General features: G+C 60.7%; 16 protein-coding genes. 5 read left to right on the forward strand and 11 right to left on the reverse strand.

Annotated features, from left to right (window positions below; translation table 11 throughout):
* Genes LOY38_RS15975 through LOY38_RS15995 form a run of 5 tightly spaced genes read right to left on the reverse strand, consistent with a single transcriptional unit; the run spans position 1 to position 3,847 of the window.
* Positions 1-831 carry a DUF2797 domain-containing protein gene (locus LOY38_RS15975; protein WP_258696061.1) on the reverse strand — a complete coding sequence of 277 codons (831 nt, stop codon included), beginning with the start codon at positions 829-831 and terminating at the stop codon, positions 1-3.
* The gene (locus tag LOY38_RS15980; protein WP_007937782.1) at positions 828-1,088 is read right to left on the reverse strand and encodes a YeaC family protein; all 261 of its coding nucleotides are present in this window, start codon (positions 1,086-1,088) and stop codon (positions 828-830) included. Before LOY38_RS15980 ends, LOY38_RS15975 begins: the two co-directional genes overlap by 4 nt.
* 31 nt (positions 1,089-1,119) lie before the next feature.
* Positions 1,120-1,989 (reverse strand): rhomboid family intramembrane serine protease, encoded by an 870-nt coding sequence (locus LOY38_RS15985; RefSeq protein WP_258696062.1) that lies wholly within the window; start codon positions 1,987-1,989, stop codon positions 1,120-1,122.
* Positions 1,986-2,960, reverse strand: coding sequence for a metallophosphoesterase (locus tag LOY38_RS15990; protein ID WP_258700738.1), 975 nt, complete (start codon positions 2,958-2,960; stop codon positions 1,986-1,988). The genes LOY38_RS15985 and LOY38_RS15990 overlap by 4 nt, the downstream gene beginning before the upstream one ends.
* Positions 2,957-3,847, reverse strand: a complete 891-nt coding sequence (locus LOY38_RS15995) for an NAD(+) kinase (RefSeq protein ID WP_007988608.1) — start codon at positions 3,845-3,847, stop codon at positions 2,957-2,959. Before LOY38_RS15995 ends, LOY38_RS15990 begins: the two co-directional genes overlap by 4 nt.
* 112 nt (positions 3,848-3,959) lie before the next feature.
* Here LOY38_RS15995 and LOY38_RS16000 point away from each other — a divergent pair, with 112 nt between their 5' ends.
* Positions 3,960-4,910 (forward strand): DUF1853 family protein, encoded by a 951-nt coding sequence (locus tag LOY38_RS16000; protein WP_258696063.1) that lies wholly within the window; start codon positions 3,960-3,962, stop codon positions 4,908-4,910.
* A gap of 96 nt (positions 4,911-5,006) precedes the next feature.
* On the opposite strand, the gene LOY38_RS16005 is transcribed toward LOY38_RS16000, so the two are convergent.
* A complete protein-coding gene (locus LOY38_RS16005; protein WP_258696064.1) occupies positions 5,007-5,567 on the reverse strand; it encodes an NADPH-dependent FMN reductase in 561 nt (186 codons plus the stop codon).
* Positions 5,568-5,751: 184 nt separating this feature from the next.
* Between LOY38_RS16005 and LOY38_RS16010 the strand changes: the two genes are divergently transcribed.
* Both LOY38_RS16010 and LOY38_RS16015 read left to right on the forward strand, forming a co-directional pair.
* Complete coding sequence (locus tag LOY38_RS16010) at positions 5,752-5,988, forward strand: hypothetical protein (protein ID WP_258696065.1); 237 nt, start codon at positions 5,752-5,754, stop codon at positions 5,986-5,988.
* An 88-nt stretch (positions 5,989-6,076) separates the two neighbouring features.
* Complete coding sequence (locus tag LOY38_RS16015; RefSeq protein WP_258696066.1) at positions 6,077-6,970, forward strand: LysR family transcriptional regulator; 894 nt, start codon at positions 6,077-6,079, stop codon at positions 6,968-6,970.
* On the opposite strand, the gene LOY38_RS16020 is transcribed toward LOY38_RS16015, so the two are convergent.
* From LOY38_RS16020 to LOY38_RS16040, 5 genes are all read right to left on the reverse strand, one after another.
* Positions 6,936-7,550, reverse strand: a complete 615-nt coding sequence (locus LOY38_RS16020; RefSeq protein WP_258696067.1) for a GNAT family N-acetyltransferase — start codon at positions 7,548-7,550, stop codon at positions 6,936-6,938. The two genes, LOY38_RS16015 and LOY38_RS16020, sit on opposite strands and share 35 nt — an antisense overlap.
* Positions 7,551-7,564: 14 nt before the next feature.
* Positions 7,565-9,820 (reverse strand): Orn/Lys/Arg decarboxylase N-terminal domain-containing protein, encoded by a 2,256-nt coding sequence (locus LOY38_RS16025; protein WP_258696068.1) that lies wholly within the window; start codon positions 9,818-9,820, stop codon positions 7,565-7,567.
* A 285-nt stretch (positions 9,821-10,105) separates the two neighbouring features.
* Complete coding sequence (gene dnaQ / locus LOY38_RS16030) at positions 10,106-10,864, reverse strand: DNA polymerase III subunit epsilon (RefSeq protein ID WP_258696069.1); 759 nt, start codon at positions 10,862-10,864, stop codon at positions 10,106-10,108.
* A 208-nt stretch (positions 10,865-11,072) separates the two neighbouring features.
* Positions 11,073-11,525: a ribonuclease HI gene (gene rnhA, locus LOY38_RS16035; RefSeq protein ID WP_003180633.1), complete on the reverse strand. Its 453-nt coding sequence runs from the start codon at positions 11,523-11,525 to the stop codon at positions 11,073-11,075.
* A gap of 92 nt (positions 11,526-11,617) precedes the next feature.
* Complete coding sequence (locus tag LOY38_RS16040) at positions 11,618-12,376, reverse strand: class I SAM-dependent methyltransferase (protein WP_258696070.1); 759 nt, start codon at positions 12,374-12,376, stop codon at positions 11,618-11,620.
* Between the two features lie 65 nt (positions 12,377-12,441).
* On the opposite strand from LOY38_RS16040, the gene gloB reads away from it, so the two are divergent.
* Positions 12,442-13,209: a hydroxyacylglutathione hydrolase gene (gene gloB, locus LOY38_RS16045; protein WP_258696071.1), complete on the forward strand. Its 768-nt coding sequence runs from the start codon at positions 12,442-12,444 to the stop codon at positions 13,207-13,209.
* Between the two features lie 99 nt (positions 13,210-13,308).
* Positions 13,309-14,763 carry a transglycosylase SLT domain-containing protein gene (locus LOY38_RS16050; RefSeq protein ID WP_258696072.1) on the forward strand — a complete coding sequence of 485 codons (1,455 nt, stop codon included), beginning with the start codon at positions 13,309-13,311 and terminating at the stop codon, positions 14,761-14,763.
* Positions 14,764-14,988: the final 225 nt, after the last annotated feature.

Consider the following 14,988-nt stretch of genomic DNA (forward strand, 5'->3'; position numbering starts at 1 on the left):
TTACTGATGCACGGCGAGCTGGTAGGCCGTGTATTTACGAATATTGATCACGCCGGTGTCGAAAATCAGGTACTGGCCCTTGATCCCCAGCAGCGTGCCTTCGGCAATCGGGTTCTTGTCCAGGTTGAAGCTGACGATTTTGGCCGGGTATTGCTCGACCGGATAGCGGATTTCGAGCGGTTCGACATCGGTAATGGTCTGGATTGCCTGTAGGCCAAATCGCTCCTGCAAGCCTTGCAAACCGTCCGCACAGCTTTCAAACAGCTGATCGCGAACCTGCGCCAGATCCACCGCCACCGCATCGCCCTTGAGTAAAGCACGCCAGTTGGTCTTGTCGGCGACCTGGCTGCGGAACAGGTCTTCGACGAAGCCCGATTGCTGGCGGGTCGAGACGCGCACGATCGGCAACGCCTGGCTGGCGCCCTGATCGAGCCAGCGGGTGGGCAACTGCGTGGCGCGGGTGATGCCGACCTTGATCCCTGACGAATTGGCCAGATACACCACATGATCGGTCATGCAGAATTTTTCGCCCCACTCGGGCTCTCGGCAAGTACCTGCGTCGTAGTGGCAACGTTCCGGGCTCATGATGCAGATGTCGCACTGCGCCAGCTTGGTCATGCACGGGTAGCAGTAACCCTGGCTGAAACTGGTTTTGGTCTTGCGTCCGCAATGGGTGCAGTGGATCGCCCCCAGATACTCCAGGCGCACCGTAGTGCCGATCAACGGATTGACCGGCACCTCGGCGTCGCCCAGACGAAAAGCGTACTGCACGTTCGGCCCGTCAAGACGCGCCGACATTTTGCTGATTGCACCGCGGCCAATCTCGATCAATGGATGGCATCCGATTTGAACAGAATGTTCGGCACTTCGATCGACTTCGACGCGCACTCCTGCGGGCCCATGTAGCCGGTGCGCTGTTCCTCGGGCAGGTTCTGGATTTCCCAGGCGATCATCGCTTGCAGGGACAGTTCGCGTTGTTCGGCGGTGAGCTTGCCACCGTCCGACCATTTGCCGATCTCCACCGCCAGTTTCAGGCTCTGGTAGATATCCGGGGTGATGTTTTTGATCATTTCGTTAAAAGAGGACATCAAGGGCTCCGCGCTCTTCATTCATAACTGTTTAGACGGCCAGTTTACGGCGGTTGTACAAACCGCCCAACAAACCGGTGAAGCATCCGATGAGTAACCCGCCAACGTGGGCCGCATTGGCAATCTCGCCGAAGCCGATCATCGAGACCAGCCCCGACAGGCACAACAGCAGCCACACCAGCATCATCACCAACACCCCACGGGGCAGGCGATAAGCCGGGTTCGGCGACAGAATCTGGAAGATCCAGCAATGCCCGAGCAGGCCGTACAGCACCCCGGACAACCCGCCAAACAGGGTCGGGCCGCTGAAAAAGAACTGGGCATAGTTGGACACCAGGCTGAACAACAATGTCAGGCCGATCAGGTTGATGCTGCCCTGACGCGACTCGATGCGCCGCCCCAGCTCCCAGTACCACATGCCATTCATGGCCAGGTGCAGGATGCCGAAGTGGATCAGCATCGGCGTCACCAGACGCCACCACTGCCCCGCCGCCAGGCTGTCGGCCAGTGGTGTGAAATGGATGTATTCGCCGACCACGCGGAAATCGAGAAACGTCAGCCAGCGCATCGTCTCGAGGTTTTCGCCAAGCAGCGTCACCGCGCCGACGATCAGGCTCAACAACAGCACGAACGCCGTGGCCTTGCTGTGGCGCAACTGCTCGACGAAGCCCGGACGCTGCGGGGTCTGCGTCACCGGGATATCCAGTTGCTGATCCGGGTCGCCGGCCGGAAAGCGTTCGTACAACGAGCGCACGTCTTCGCTGATGCTGGCCGACACCCACAGCACCTGCTCGCCCGCCTCTTCGCTGACCCGATGGGGCACTTGCATGCGCTGCAGCAGTTTGACGAACCCGCTCAAATCCACCGCCAGCGGCAGACGCAATACCGCCACCGCCGTCATTGCAGCAACTCCGGCCGCTCGACATCGACCCAGACAAATTTATGCGGGTCGAGACGGGTTTCCTGGTCCAGACGATAAGCGACCAGTTTGCCGTAGAGCACCGCGCTGTAATCCAGGCACGCCAGGTTCGGGCGGATCGGCGCCGGTTTTCCGCTGCGCCAGTAGTGGCCGACGAACAACATCGGCTCATCGACGCCATAGCGCAGCAAGTTGTCTTTTTCTATGGACGACAGCGGCGTGCGGGCCACCGGCTCAGGCAAGGCGTCGGGTTGGAACACGATGTCTCCGTAGGTTTGCGGGTCGTCTTCCCAGAACTTGGTGCGGAAAAACGAGCGCGTCAGGCCGTCGCCGCTGGTCATGGTCAAGCCGTGGGGCAAGCGCATGTCGGTGCCGCGCAACAGGCGATCGAACACGGTGCAGGCAAAACTGCCCGGTACTGCGGAGGCCTGGAGGAAGTGTTCATCGATGCAGCCATCGGGGAACAACCCGCGCAACGGCTCGATCAGGCCGGCATCCCAACAGGCATGCACGACGCGAAAGCGTCCGGCATCGACGAACAATGGCAGTTCATAGAACCATTGCAGGAAGTCATGCCAATCTTCGGGATGATCTTCGAACTGGGCCAGGGTTTCCTGAAGCAGGCGCGCGTGGCGCGGCGTATGTTCACGCACGAACTGCTTGCCACTGCCCGGCAACGCCGGGGTGCTCCAGCCGAGCGCGTTGAATTCATGGTTACCCATGATGCACAGCGCCTGACCGGCCTCGACCATGTCGTGGACGATGTGCAGCGCCTCGCGAATCCGCGGGCCACGGTCGATGATGTCGCCAAGGAATACCGCCATGCGCGACGGATGCCGCCAGACGCCAGCCTGTTTGTGGTAACCGAGCCGGTCGAGCAAATGCTCAAGGGTCAGAGCGCAACCGTGCACGTCACCGATCAGGTCGTAGCTACGCGCGGGATCGAGCATCAGTCGCCTCCACCACCCAACTTGCTGCCCCAGCCGAGCTTGGTCCGGCAGACTTCATAGTAGTTGTGGTCGAGCGGATGAATCAGCCGCAGCTTCTGTGCTTTCTTGCTGACGGTGATGGTGTCACCGGGCGCGCAGGTGAAGTGATTCTGCCCGTCACAGGAGACTTGCGGGTAAATCTGCATATCTTTGGACACAACGATTTTCAGCTCACTGTTGCCATCGACCACAATCGGCCTACCTGACAAGGTATGGGGGTACATCGGCACAATCACAATAGCGTCGAGCTTGGGATGCATGATCGGGCCACCCGCTGACAAGGCGTAGGCGGTGGAACCGGTCGGCGTGGCGACGATCAGGCCGTCGGCCTTCTGGCTGCAGACGAACTGGCCGTCGATGTACAACTCGAATTCGATCATCCGCGTCGATTTGCCGGGATGCAGCACCACGTCGTTCAGCGCATCGCCCTGGCCGATGGCCTCGGCGTGGCGCCGGACTTCGGCTTGCAGCAGGAAGCGGTTTTCCACCAGATAGTGGCCGTCGAGCACTTCGGCGACTTTGACTTCCAGCTCATCGGGGCGGATATCGGTGAGGAATCCCAGGCTGCCACGGTTGATGCCGAGCACCGGAATGTTGTGCCGGGCCAGCGCCCGGGCCGCGCCCAACAGGCTGCCATCACCACCGACCACAATCACCATGTCACAGACTTCACCGAGCATCTTGCGCGACGAGGTTTGCAGGCCATGGCCGGGCAGGACTTCGGCGATGGTGTCTTCGAGGATCACGTGCAGGTGACGATCGAGCAGAAACCGTTTCAGTCGGCGGACGGTATCCAGCACCTGAGAACTGCCCAGGCGACCGATGATGCCGATATTACGAAATTGCTCCATGGGGCTCCTATTGGGACGCGGGGGCCTGCGACGGCGAAAAACACGATTATGGGCGAAAGCGCGGCGTAGACAAAACCCTTTCAGCCACGACTTAAGAGGCTATGCTCGCAGAATGATCTTATTCCCGGACTTGCTCCAGTTACCTCACCAGTTGCGCCACCCTGAAGTGCGCGACCTGGCCTGGGTCATCCTCGCGCCGCCGATGCTCAGCGTCACCCCGTGGCCGCAGCGTCATCCATTGGCCGGCAGCGATTGGGTGCAGGCGCCGGAGCGCCTGGAACACTGGCTCAGGCAACTGGATCGCGACAGTTACGACTTGCTGCACTGGCTCGCCCAGGCCAGGACCCGGCGGCTGGGCTTGTACTACGAGCGGCTGTGGCAATACGCCGTGCGACACGCGCCGGGCATCGAGCTGATTGCCGCCAACATGCCGATCCGCCGCGAAGGGCACACCCTCGGTGAGCTGGACATGCTGCTGCGTGATCGCGACGGCGTGCATCACCTGGAACTGGCGATCAAGCTCTATCTTGGGCCACAGAACGGTGACGGCCATGACGCCGCGCAGTGGCTCGGACCGGGTTGTCACGATCGGCTGGACCGAAAGCTGGAGCACTTGAGCCGGCATCAATTGCCGATTTCCGCGCGGGCGGAAAGCCGTGAAGTGCTGGCGTCGCTGGATATCCAGCAATTCAGTGCGCACCTGTGGCTGGGCGGTTATCTGCTCTACCCATGGCCGGGACAGGCCGAACCACCGAGCGGCGCGCACCCTCAGCATTTGCGCGGCAGCTGGCTGCATCAGAAGGACTGGGCGGACTTTGTCGTGCAGCGCCCGTTCGGTCGCTGGCAACCCCTGCCCCGCCATGCCTGGCTGGCGCCTGCGCACTATCCCGAGGAGCAGACCTGGAACGCTGAACAGCTGAAGGCGTGGCTGAGCGATCTGGACCCGTTGGCACCGGCGCAATTGATGGTGCGACTGACAGAGAATGCCAAAGGGGATTGGGAAGAAGCCGAGCGGTTGTTTCTGGTTTCCGATCTTTGGCCGAATGTGCCGGGCAGTGGTTGAGTTTTTGTGGTGAGTGGACGGGCCCTTTCGCGGGCAAGCCCGCTCCCACGGGGATTGTGGCTGGCCACAAGAATTAATCAGCGCCACATGACGGGGTCATAGCTTTTTATGCTGCTCGACCCACTGCGCATACGCATCGATGAACTTCTGCAAGAACGGCCTGACCGACTCCGACAACTTGCCCGCCTCGTCGAATGCTGAACCGGCGCCGCCCAGATAGGCTTCCGGCTGCTGCATGCACGGGACATTGAGAAACACCATGGACTGGCGCACGTTGTGGTTGGCTCCAAACCCACCGACGGCCCCCGGTGAAACGCTGATCACCGCACCCGGCTTACCGTTCCAGGCGCTCTTGCCATAGGGGCGCGAACCCACGTCGATCGCGTTTTTCAACGGTGCCGGAACCGAACGGTTGTATTCCGGGGTCACGAACAGCACCGCGTCGGATGAGCTCACTTGTTGTCGGAAAGTGCTGTAGGCTTGCGGCGGTGACTCGCCATCGATGTCTTCGTTGTAGAGTGGCAAATCGCCGATCTCGACGATATTCAACTTCAGATTGGCAGGCGCCAGCTCGGCCAGCGCCAGCGCGACCTTGCGGTTGATCGACGCTTTTCTCAGGCTGCCGACCAAAACGGCAATCTCGTAGACGTTGCTCATGGAAGATTCTCGACTGTCCGATGGGAAGAGCTTCTAGTTATAGATGATCAAATGACGATTCAACCAGCGGGCGACGGAAAATCGCCGCCCCTGACAATTTTTTTCCTGTAGGAAAACTTACTTCGCCCAACCACGGTCTACAGAACCGCAAATTGAGTGATTTATCTCCAGAGGTTCTAAGCAGATGGCAGCAGTACTCGTCGGTCAGTTCCATGCAAGAGACGCGGAAGGCCGCGTTTATTCCGTGCATGAGTTCCAGGAATCCACCCCGTCGCACGACGGCCTCGCCGGCTCTGCGCCTGTTACCACCTATAAACTGGCCATTGGCGACCGGGTCAACAAACTCGACGACAACGCGTTTGTGCTGGTGCAATCGGGCGTCACCCTCACCCGCGAACCTGAAACGAACGTCGCTTCATAACCCGCTGTTATGAGCAGAAGTCATATGCCCGCACTTGAGTTAGGATTCAGTGACTGACTCCCTCACCTGCTGAACATGGACTTCACGCATGCGTTTACGTCATATCGAAGTGATCCAGGCGCTCTTGCAGACCGGTCACCTGGGGACCGCCGCCGAATGGCTGCAGTTGCCGGTGGCCGAGGTTGAACGCACGCTGCGTGACGCCGAGGATCAGTTGGGCTTCATGCTGTTTGCCAGCGTGCGTGGCCGTCTGCAAGCCACGCGTGAGGCGCGGGAGTTACAGGTCGAGATTGCCCGCGTCTACGAAGCCCTTGAGCCGGTCCAGCGACTGGCCAGCAGCCTCAAGCAATATTTGGCCCCACCCCTGCGAATCATCTGTACCCCGCCTCTGGCGCAACAATTGTTGCCACAGAGCATCGCGGCCCTGCGCCGACGCCTCCCCGACGCACCTTGCACCCTCCTGAGCCAGCCGACCCGCGAGATTGTCAGAAGCCTGCTGCTGCGTGAAAGCGATCTGGGCCTGAGCTTGCACGACCCGGACCACGACGACATCCATTGCCAGGTCATCGCTCAAGGCAAACTCCAGCTGCTGGCGCCCCATGGCTGGCTGCAACCGAAACAGAAGTACATCTCGCTGCAAGACCTGGCCGGTCAGTCGATGGTTGGCCTGGAAGGTCACGACCCGCTAAGCCCGGCGCTGGACACCAAGCTGCATGCGTTGCGCCCTTCCCCGGTCATCCAGACCCGGGTCCAGACTCATCAAATGATGCGCAGCATGGTCGAGGCCGGTGAAGGCCTGGCCATCGTCGACCCGTTTACCGCCCTCGGCGCCAAATCGGCCGGGCTCGACGCCTGCCCGCTGGCGCCTGCCGTACCGATCAGCGTCTATGCCTTGAGCCTGAAAAACGTCGAGCCCTCCTCGGCGATTCAGGCGCTGCTGGACATCATCACGGAACAAGCCGTGGCGATGCTGGCGAGCTGAGCGGGTTTTCCAGCGGGTTATCGAACAACCGATACCAGAACAATGCCACTTCGGCGGTGTTCGGGTCGATCCCGCGATAGCGCAGATGATCGGTCCCGCCGACCACATAGCCGCACCGCTCATAAAGCCGGCAGGCCCCCAGGTTGTTGTTCTGGGTTTCCAGCATGATGCCCGGCAGTTTCTTCTTGCGGCTCCAGAACTGCGCCACGTCCAGCAGCGCCTTGGCCACACCATGACGGCGTGCCGGAGCATGCACCGCCAACTCATCGATATGAGCGAAACCGTTCCAGTTGGTGCTGACCACCAGATGCCCCACCGGCTCGTCGTCCAGATAGGCCATGAAAATCTCGCTGTCGGCGGCATCGCGAAAACTGCTGAACTCCTCGGGATCGATGCCATAACACTTGCGGTACGGGGTAATCGGCGTCACTGGCCACTGCGCCACCGGCTTACCGATTTCGGCGGCGCCGTAGGCGGCGACTTCAAAACTGAAATCACTGCCCCAGATATAAGCCGCAAAGCCCTCATCGGCGACACGCACCGACAGGCCTGGGTATTTGGGATTCATGACGGGTTGCATACTCGCAAAGGTCCTCATTCCTTGATGCAATCGACGGTGTAGTGCCGTCCATTGCCCTCATCTTCGTGTTGCAAGCCATGCACATCGGCGACAAACCCGGGGAAGCTACTGTCGAATGTACGGGCAAACTTCAGGTAATCGATGATCGAACGGGTCGACTCGGTGAAACGCTCGCCGGGCATGATCAACGGGATCCCCGGCGGGTATGGCACCAGCATCACCGCCGCGATCCGCCCGTCCAGAGCATCGATCGAAACGGCCTCCACTTCACCGCGTACCAATTGATCATAGGCGTCCGCCGGCTTCATGGCGACTTCCGGCAGCACCGTGTACATGCGTTTGAGGTGTTTGGCCGTGGCGTTGCTGCGATAACAGGCGTGCAATTGATCGCATAAATCGCGCAAGCCCATGCCTTGATAACGGGCGATATTCTGTTGTGCCACGCACGGCAGGCAGGTGGCCAGGCTGACGTTGGCGTCGTAACTGCGCTTGAACTCCAGCAACTCGGTCAGCAGCGTGCTCCATTTGCCCTTGGTGATGCCCATGGAGAACAGCACCAGGAACGAATACAGCCCGGTCTTTTCCACGACCAGCCCACGCTCCCAGAGGAATTTGCTGACCACCGCCGCCGGAATCCCGTGCGCGCTCAGGGCACCGCCCGCCGTCAAACCCGGCATCACCAGCGTGACCTTGATCGGATCAAGCAGCACGTAGTCGTCGGTCACGCCGCCAAAGCCATGCCAATCGGCATCGGGTTGCAGCAGCCAGTCCTGGCTGAGCACCCGCTCGATGCTTTCCACCGAGGGCGGCTGCCAGATGGAAAACCACCAATCATCGGCGGCGATATGCTGGCGCAGATTGGCCAGGGCCCGGCGAAAGCTCAGGGCCTCGTCGAACATTTCCTGCAACAGCGAACGACCGGCCGGCCCTTCCATCATCGCCGAGGCCACGTCCAGCGAAGCGATGATGCTGTACTGCGGCGAAGTCGAGATATGCATCATGAACGCTTCGTTGAAACGGTCGCGATCCAGTTGCCGCGCACCTCCGTCCTGAACGTGAATCATCGACGCCTGGCTGAACGCCGCGAGCAATTTGTGTGTGGAGTGAGTGGTGAACACCAGCGGGCTGTCTTCGCTGCGGGAAGTGCCCATGCCGTAACGGCCGGTGAAGAACTCGTGGAACGCCGCATAGGCAAACCAGGCCTCGTCGAAATGCAGCACCTCGACGCTATTGCCCAGGCTCTGCTTGATCAGTTCGGCGTTGTAACAGAGGCCGTCGTAAGTCGAGTTGGTCACCACCGCCAACTTGACCTTCGGCACGCGGCCCTGGGTCAGCGGGCTGGCGTCGATCTTGGCCTGGATCGACTCACGGCTGAATTCACTCAACGGAATCGGGCCGATAATCCCCAGCTCATTGCGCTCCGGGCACAGGTACAGCGGGATCGCGCCGGTCATGATGATCGCGTGCAACACCGACTTGTGGCAGTTGCGGTCCACCAACACCAGATCATCCCGGGCCACCATGGAATGCCAGACGATCTTGTTGGCGGTCGAGGTGCCATTGATCACGAAAAAGGTGTGATCGGCGCCGAAGTTGCGGGCCGCTCGAGCTTCGGCTTCCGCCAAGGGACCGGTGTGATCGAGCAGCGAACCGAGTTCCGGCACTGACACCGACAAATCCGAACGCAAGGTGTTTTCCCCGAAAAACTGGTGAAACGCCTGCCCCACCGGGCTCTTGTGATACGCCACGCCGCCGCCATGGCCTGGCGTGTGCCAGGAATAATTGGAGTCGGCGGTATGTTGCACCAGTGCCTTGAAGAACGGCGGCAACAAACCGTCCAGATACTTGCGCGCCGCGCGGGCGACCTGACGGGCGAGGAAGGGCACGGTGTCTTCGAACAAATAGAGAATGCCGCGCAGTTGATTGAGCTCAGCCATGGCGTCGGCCGGGGCGTTTTCCAGCGTTACCTGCTCGCCCAGGGCGAAGATCGGCAGGTCTGGTGCCCGAACCCGTGCCAGACGGATCAACTCGGCCATGTTCTGTAGAAGATGAGAATGGGTGCTGGCGTCTTCGGCGGCAATCAACATGCAGGAGAGGCCATGATGGGTCGAAGCGACCAGACGCCCCTCGGTGTAATCGACCGCCGAAACGATACTGAAACCTTCCTGCTCCAGTTCCCGGGCGATGCCACGCACACGATCACCGGCAACGGTGTCGGCCTTGATGTCGCGGTGGACGATCAGGACCGGGAATTTCAAATCTTTATACATGAGGCTCGGCGTCCTGAAGCGGCAGACCGTGGCCTGCCAATAACCTCAGGGTAGAGGGTTGGAGCGCATGTGGCGAGCGGGATGCCCTGAAGTGGGTTGGCGGGCGCACTATCATGTGGCCGGCAATCTCAACATTCAGAATGATTACCTGTGGCGAGGGAGCTTGCTCCCGCTGGGCTGCGAAGCAGCCCCCTGAATTCGCTCAGATACACCGTGCCGGCAGGATTTGCGACTGCTGCGCAGCCGAGCGGGAGCAAGCTCCCTCGCCACAAAAACCCATCAAGATCAGGCCTGAGCCTTGGCCTCGGCCAATTGCTGCCACAGCGACGGGGCGCCGGCGGATTTGGCGATGGCTTCGAGCCGCGCAACATGCTGGGCCAGATCCTCTTCACTGGCACGGATGATCCGGGCCGGCTGACGATCGGCCGGCAGGCGACGGATTTCGGTGGCGGAGTTGTCCGCGCCTTCGCCCGAACCATTGCCATCGGACGCATTACCGGCCAGCGACAGGCTGGTCTGGCCGCCGGTCATGGTCAGGTAAACGTCGGCGAGAATCTCGGAGTCGAGCAAGGCGCCGTGCAGTTCACGGCCGGAGTTGTCGACGCCATAGCGTTTGCACAAGGCGTCGAGGCTGTTGCGCTGCCCCGGGTGACGTTCCCGGGCCATTATCAGGGTGTCGAGGATCGTGCAGTGTTGCGTGATGTCCGCGCGATCATGATGGCCCATCAGGGCAAATTCGTTGTTGATGAAGCCAACGTCGAACGCCGCGTTATGGATGATCAGCTGCGCGCCCTTGATGAACTCGAAAAACTCATCGGCCACTTCAGTGAAACGCGGCTTGCCCACCAGAAATTCGTTGGTGATGCCGTGGACGCCGATGGCGCCTTCGTCACTCTCGCGATCCGGTTGCAGGTAAACATGGAAGTGCCGGCCGGTCAGGCGCCGACCGATCAACTCGACACAACCGATTTCGATAATCCGGTGGCCGTCGGTCACCGGCATGCCGGTGGTTTCGGTATCGAGTACAACGGATCTGGTGGCCATCAGTGCTCAGCTCTCAACGGGTCAATCGTGCAAAAACGGCGATGTTAACACGCTCGCGGGGTCTTTCAGGTACACCGTGTTGCGCCCAATCGCGAGCAGGCTCGCTCCCACATCAAACGGGGGGCGCACACTGAATTTGTGCTCCATGGAGATCAAATGTGGGAGCGAGCCTGCTCGCGATTGGCCGCGCCACGGTGCCACGTCGGAATCAAGCCTGCTTGTACCCGCGCACCTCATCCACGCCACGGTTGGCCAGTTGGTCGGCCCGTTCGTTGCCGTGATGGCCGATGTGCCCGCGCACCCATTTCCAGGTGACGTTGTGGCGGTTGACCTGTTCGTCGAGCAGCTTCCACAGGTCGGCGTTTTTCACCGGTTCCTTCGCCGCGGTTTTCCAACCGCGCTTCTTCCAGTTGGCCATCCACTCGTTGATGCCTTTCATCACATATTGGGAGTCGGTCACCAGCAGCACGTCGCAGGAGCGTTTGAGTTCTTCCAGGCCACGGATCGCGCCCATCAATTCCATGCGGTTGTTGGTGGTGTTGGCTTCGCCGCCCCAGAGTTCTTTTTCAACGCCCTTGCACACCAGCAACGCGCCCCAGCCGCCTGGGCCAGGGTTGCCCTTACAGGCGCCATCGGTGAAGAGTTCTACGCTATCGCTCATGCCAATCTATCCAGAAAATGCGGTGGCTCGCCGATCGGTGACCGACGATGCCCGAGGCCGGGGCATACCCGACCGGGAATATAAAAAGTGTATTACGGCTCAAGGTGACGACGGTTGACCTTGGCCATCGGCAGCGGAATCAGCTTGCCCATCGGCTCGCGTCGTTCCTGACGCACCGGCCGCAGGCCCACCACGATCTTGCGCGCGACTAATAAATAGAAGCCGCCACCCGACAATTGCCAGTCACCGGCCTTGCGTTCCCAACCGGCCAGACGGGCTTGCCAGGCAGGCGACGCAAGCGGCGGACGATAGCACCCGAAGCGGCGTTTCTCCAGCGCGAAGCCCAGCAGGTTCAACCAGTCACCGACCCGCGACGGCGAAATGCAGCGGGCCTTGCGCAAGGCGTCATGAGCGAACACACGACGCAGGCCCCAACAGCTCCAGGGGTTGATCCCGATAATCAGCAGATGCCCGCCGGGGCGCACGCTGCTCGCCGCTTCACGCAGCAAACCGTGGGGCGACAGGCAGAAATCCAGCCCATGCTGCAACACCACCACATCGGCGGCGTGCTCGCTCAACGGCCAGGCCTGCTCTTCGCAAACAATCTCGACCCCCGGCAATGGCGCACCGAGCCGTACATTGCGCTGGACCTGCGGCGCCGACGGTGGCGTCTGCGCCGAGGGGCCGTAATGCACCAGGTAGCCGCCGAAGAAGCGCCCCAACTCGTCTTCGAGCATGCGCCGTTCTTCGTCCAGCAGAAATTGCCCGATGGGGCCGGACAGCCATTCACGGGCCGCGCTGATCAATGCCAGCCAGTCAGGATCAGCCTGAGCGAACGCTTTATCGGTCATTGCATTCTCCAAAGCGCCAGGAAGTTCTAAGATGCACCATTGTTTTCCGCTTGGCGAATCCGACGATGATACAGATCAGTGCCCTGCCCGCGTTCACCGACAACTACATCTGGTTGCTACAAGACCACAGCACCCAGCGCTGTGCCGTGGTCGATCCGGGCGATGCCGCGCCAGTACAGGCCTGGCTCGCGGCACACCCGGGTTGGGTGTTAAGCGATATTCTGATCACTCATCACCATCATGACCATGTCGGCGGCGTCGAGCGGCTGAAAAAAGCGACAGACGCGACCGTCTATGGCCCGGCCAGCGAAACCATCCCGGCGCGGGACGTGGCCCTCAAGGACAACGACCGCATCAGCGTGCTGGGCTGGGACTTCGAGGTCATCGAAGTGCCGGGCCATACCCTCGGGCACATCGCCTTCTATCGCCTGGGCCATTTGTTTTGCGGCGACACCCTGTTCGCCGCCGGTTGCGGACGCCTGTTCGAAGGTACGCCCGAGCAAATGCATCACTCGCTGAGCCGCCTCGCGGCGCTGCCCGAAGACACGCTGGTCTACTGTACCCACGAATATACCCTGAGCAATCTGAAGTTTGCCGTGGCGGTCGAACCGGGTAACCCCGATACCCTCGAGCGGCTGGCCAACGTCACCCGACAACGGGAAGCCGGAACCATGACACTGCCTTCGACACTGGCGCTGGAAAAGCTCACCAATCCGTTTTTGCGTACCGGCGAAACATCCGTTAAAGAAAAAGTGGACGAACGGAACGGAACCAATAACCGGGCTCCGGGTGCGGTTTTTGCTGCTCTTCGGGCTTGGAAAGATACGTTCTAAGCAGCCTGCCCGGTGGTACAAAAATTCTGAATGGTTGACCGCAGGGGGTACGCTTTCTAGAATCGCCCGACATTTTTGCCCGGAACTTACTTCCAGCCAATGTCGTCATCTACTCGCAAAGCCATCAATTCAGACGCATTGACCCGCCTGGCTCAAGCCATCGCGGTGGCTGTGTCCGCCACTTTGGCGGGCTGTTCCAGCCATGTGCCGCAGACCGACGCGACACACACCCCGAATATCGCCGCTCGAGCCAAGCAAAAACCGATCTGGCTCAGCGAAAAACCGACACCGCAAATTCCACAGGACGTCTGGGAGCGCATGCGCCAGGGCTTCCAGCTACAGGACAACCTGGGCGTCAACCCGCGCATCGAACAACAGCGCCTGTGGTTCGCCAGCAATCCGTCCTTTCTCGAGAACGCTGGCGAACGCGGCAGCCTCTACATTCACTACATCGTCGAGCGCCTTGAAGAACGCAACATGCCGCTGGAGCTGGCGCTGTTGCCAGTGATTGAAAGCGCCTACAACCCGATGGCCTATTCCCGGGCCGACGCGGTGGGTCTTTGGCAATTCATCCCGTCCACCGGGCGTTACTTCAACCTGCGCCAGACCCGTTTCTATGATGGCCGTCGCGATATCACCGCGTCGACCACCGCGGCCATGGATTACCTGACCCGCCTGCACGACATGTTCAACGGCGACTGGCTGCTGGCCCTCGCGGCCTACAACGCCGGTGAAGGCACGGTCAGCCGGGCCATCGAGCGCAACGAACGACTCGGCCTGCCGACCGACTACTGGAACCTGCCGCTGCCAGCGGAAACCCAGGCCTATGTGCCTAAGTTGCTGGCCCTGTCGCAAGTAGTCCTGGCGCCCGAAGCCTATGGCGTGAACCTCAACCCGATCGCCAACGAACCGTACTTCCAGGTCGTCGAAATCAACCAGCGCATGGACCTGTCCAAGGTTGCCGCGGTGGCCAATATCGACGAAGACGAACTGTTCCAGCTCAACCCGGCCTTCAAGCAACGCACCACCATCGACGGCCCCCAGCATCTGCTGGTGCCGACGTCCAAGGCGCAACTGCTGACCGCCAGCCTGTCGACCATGCGCCCTGAGGAGCTGATCAGTCAGCGACCGCTCAAACCGGTGTTCGAAGGTGCCGACGACAGCGAAATCGCCAGCCTCAAGCGCGCTTACCGGGTCAAGCGCGGCGACAATCTGGCTACCATTGCCAAGACCAACAAGGTCGACGTCAAAGACCTGCAACGCTGGAACAAGCTGAACGGCAAAAACCTCAAGGTCGGCCAGACCCTGGTGATGCAGGACACCACCAAGCGCAGTTCCGGGCGCGTCAACACCGTCGTGGCGGCGAACAGCAAAGCCGGCAGCAAGGCAGACAAACAGAAGCCGCAGACCCAGTACAAGGTCCAGCAAGGCGACTCGTTGTACATGGTTGCCAAGCGCTTCAACGTTGAAATGCAGCACCTCAAGCGCTGGAACCCGCGGGTTGGCCAGGCGCTGAAGCCGGGGCAGATGCTGACGGTTGCTTCGCCGCATTAAACAGCACGCCCTGTCGAGGGGCTTTGTGGCGAGGGAGCTTGCTCCCGCTGGGTTGCGAAGCAGCCCCAAAACCTGAAACCCGGTAATTTCTGACACGCCGCATACTTAGGTTTACGACTGCTTCGCAGCCGAGCGGGAGCAAGCTCCCTCGCCACAGGTTCTGCGATCCGCCGGACTATCACCTCACAATTAACAACGCATTAAGCCCCGTCTTTTTCCTGTCGA

The organism is Pseudomonas sp. B21-015 (assembly GCF_024749285.1).
GTDB lineage: Bacteria > Pseudomonadota > Gammaproteobacteria > Pseudomonadales > Pseudomonadaceae > Aquipseudomonas.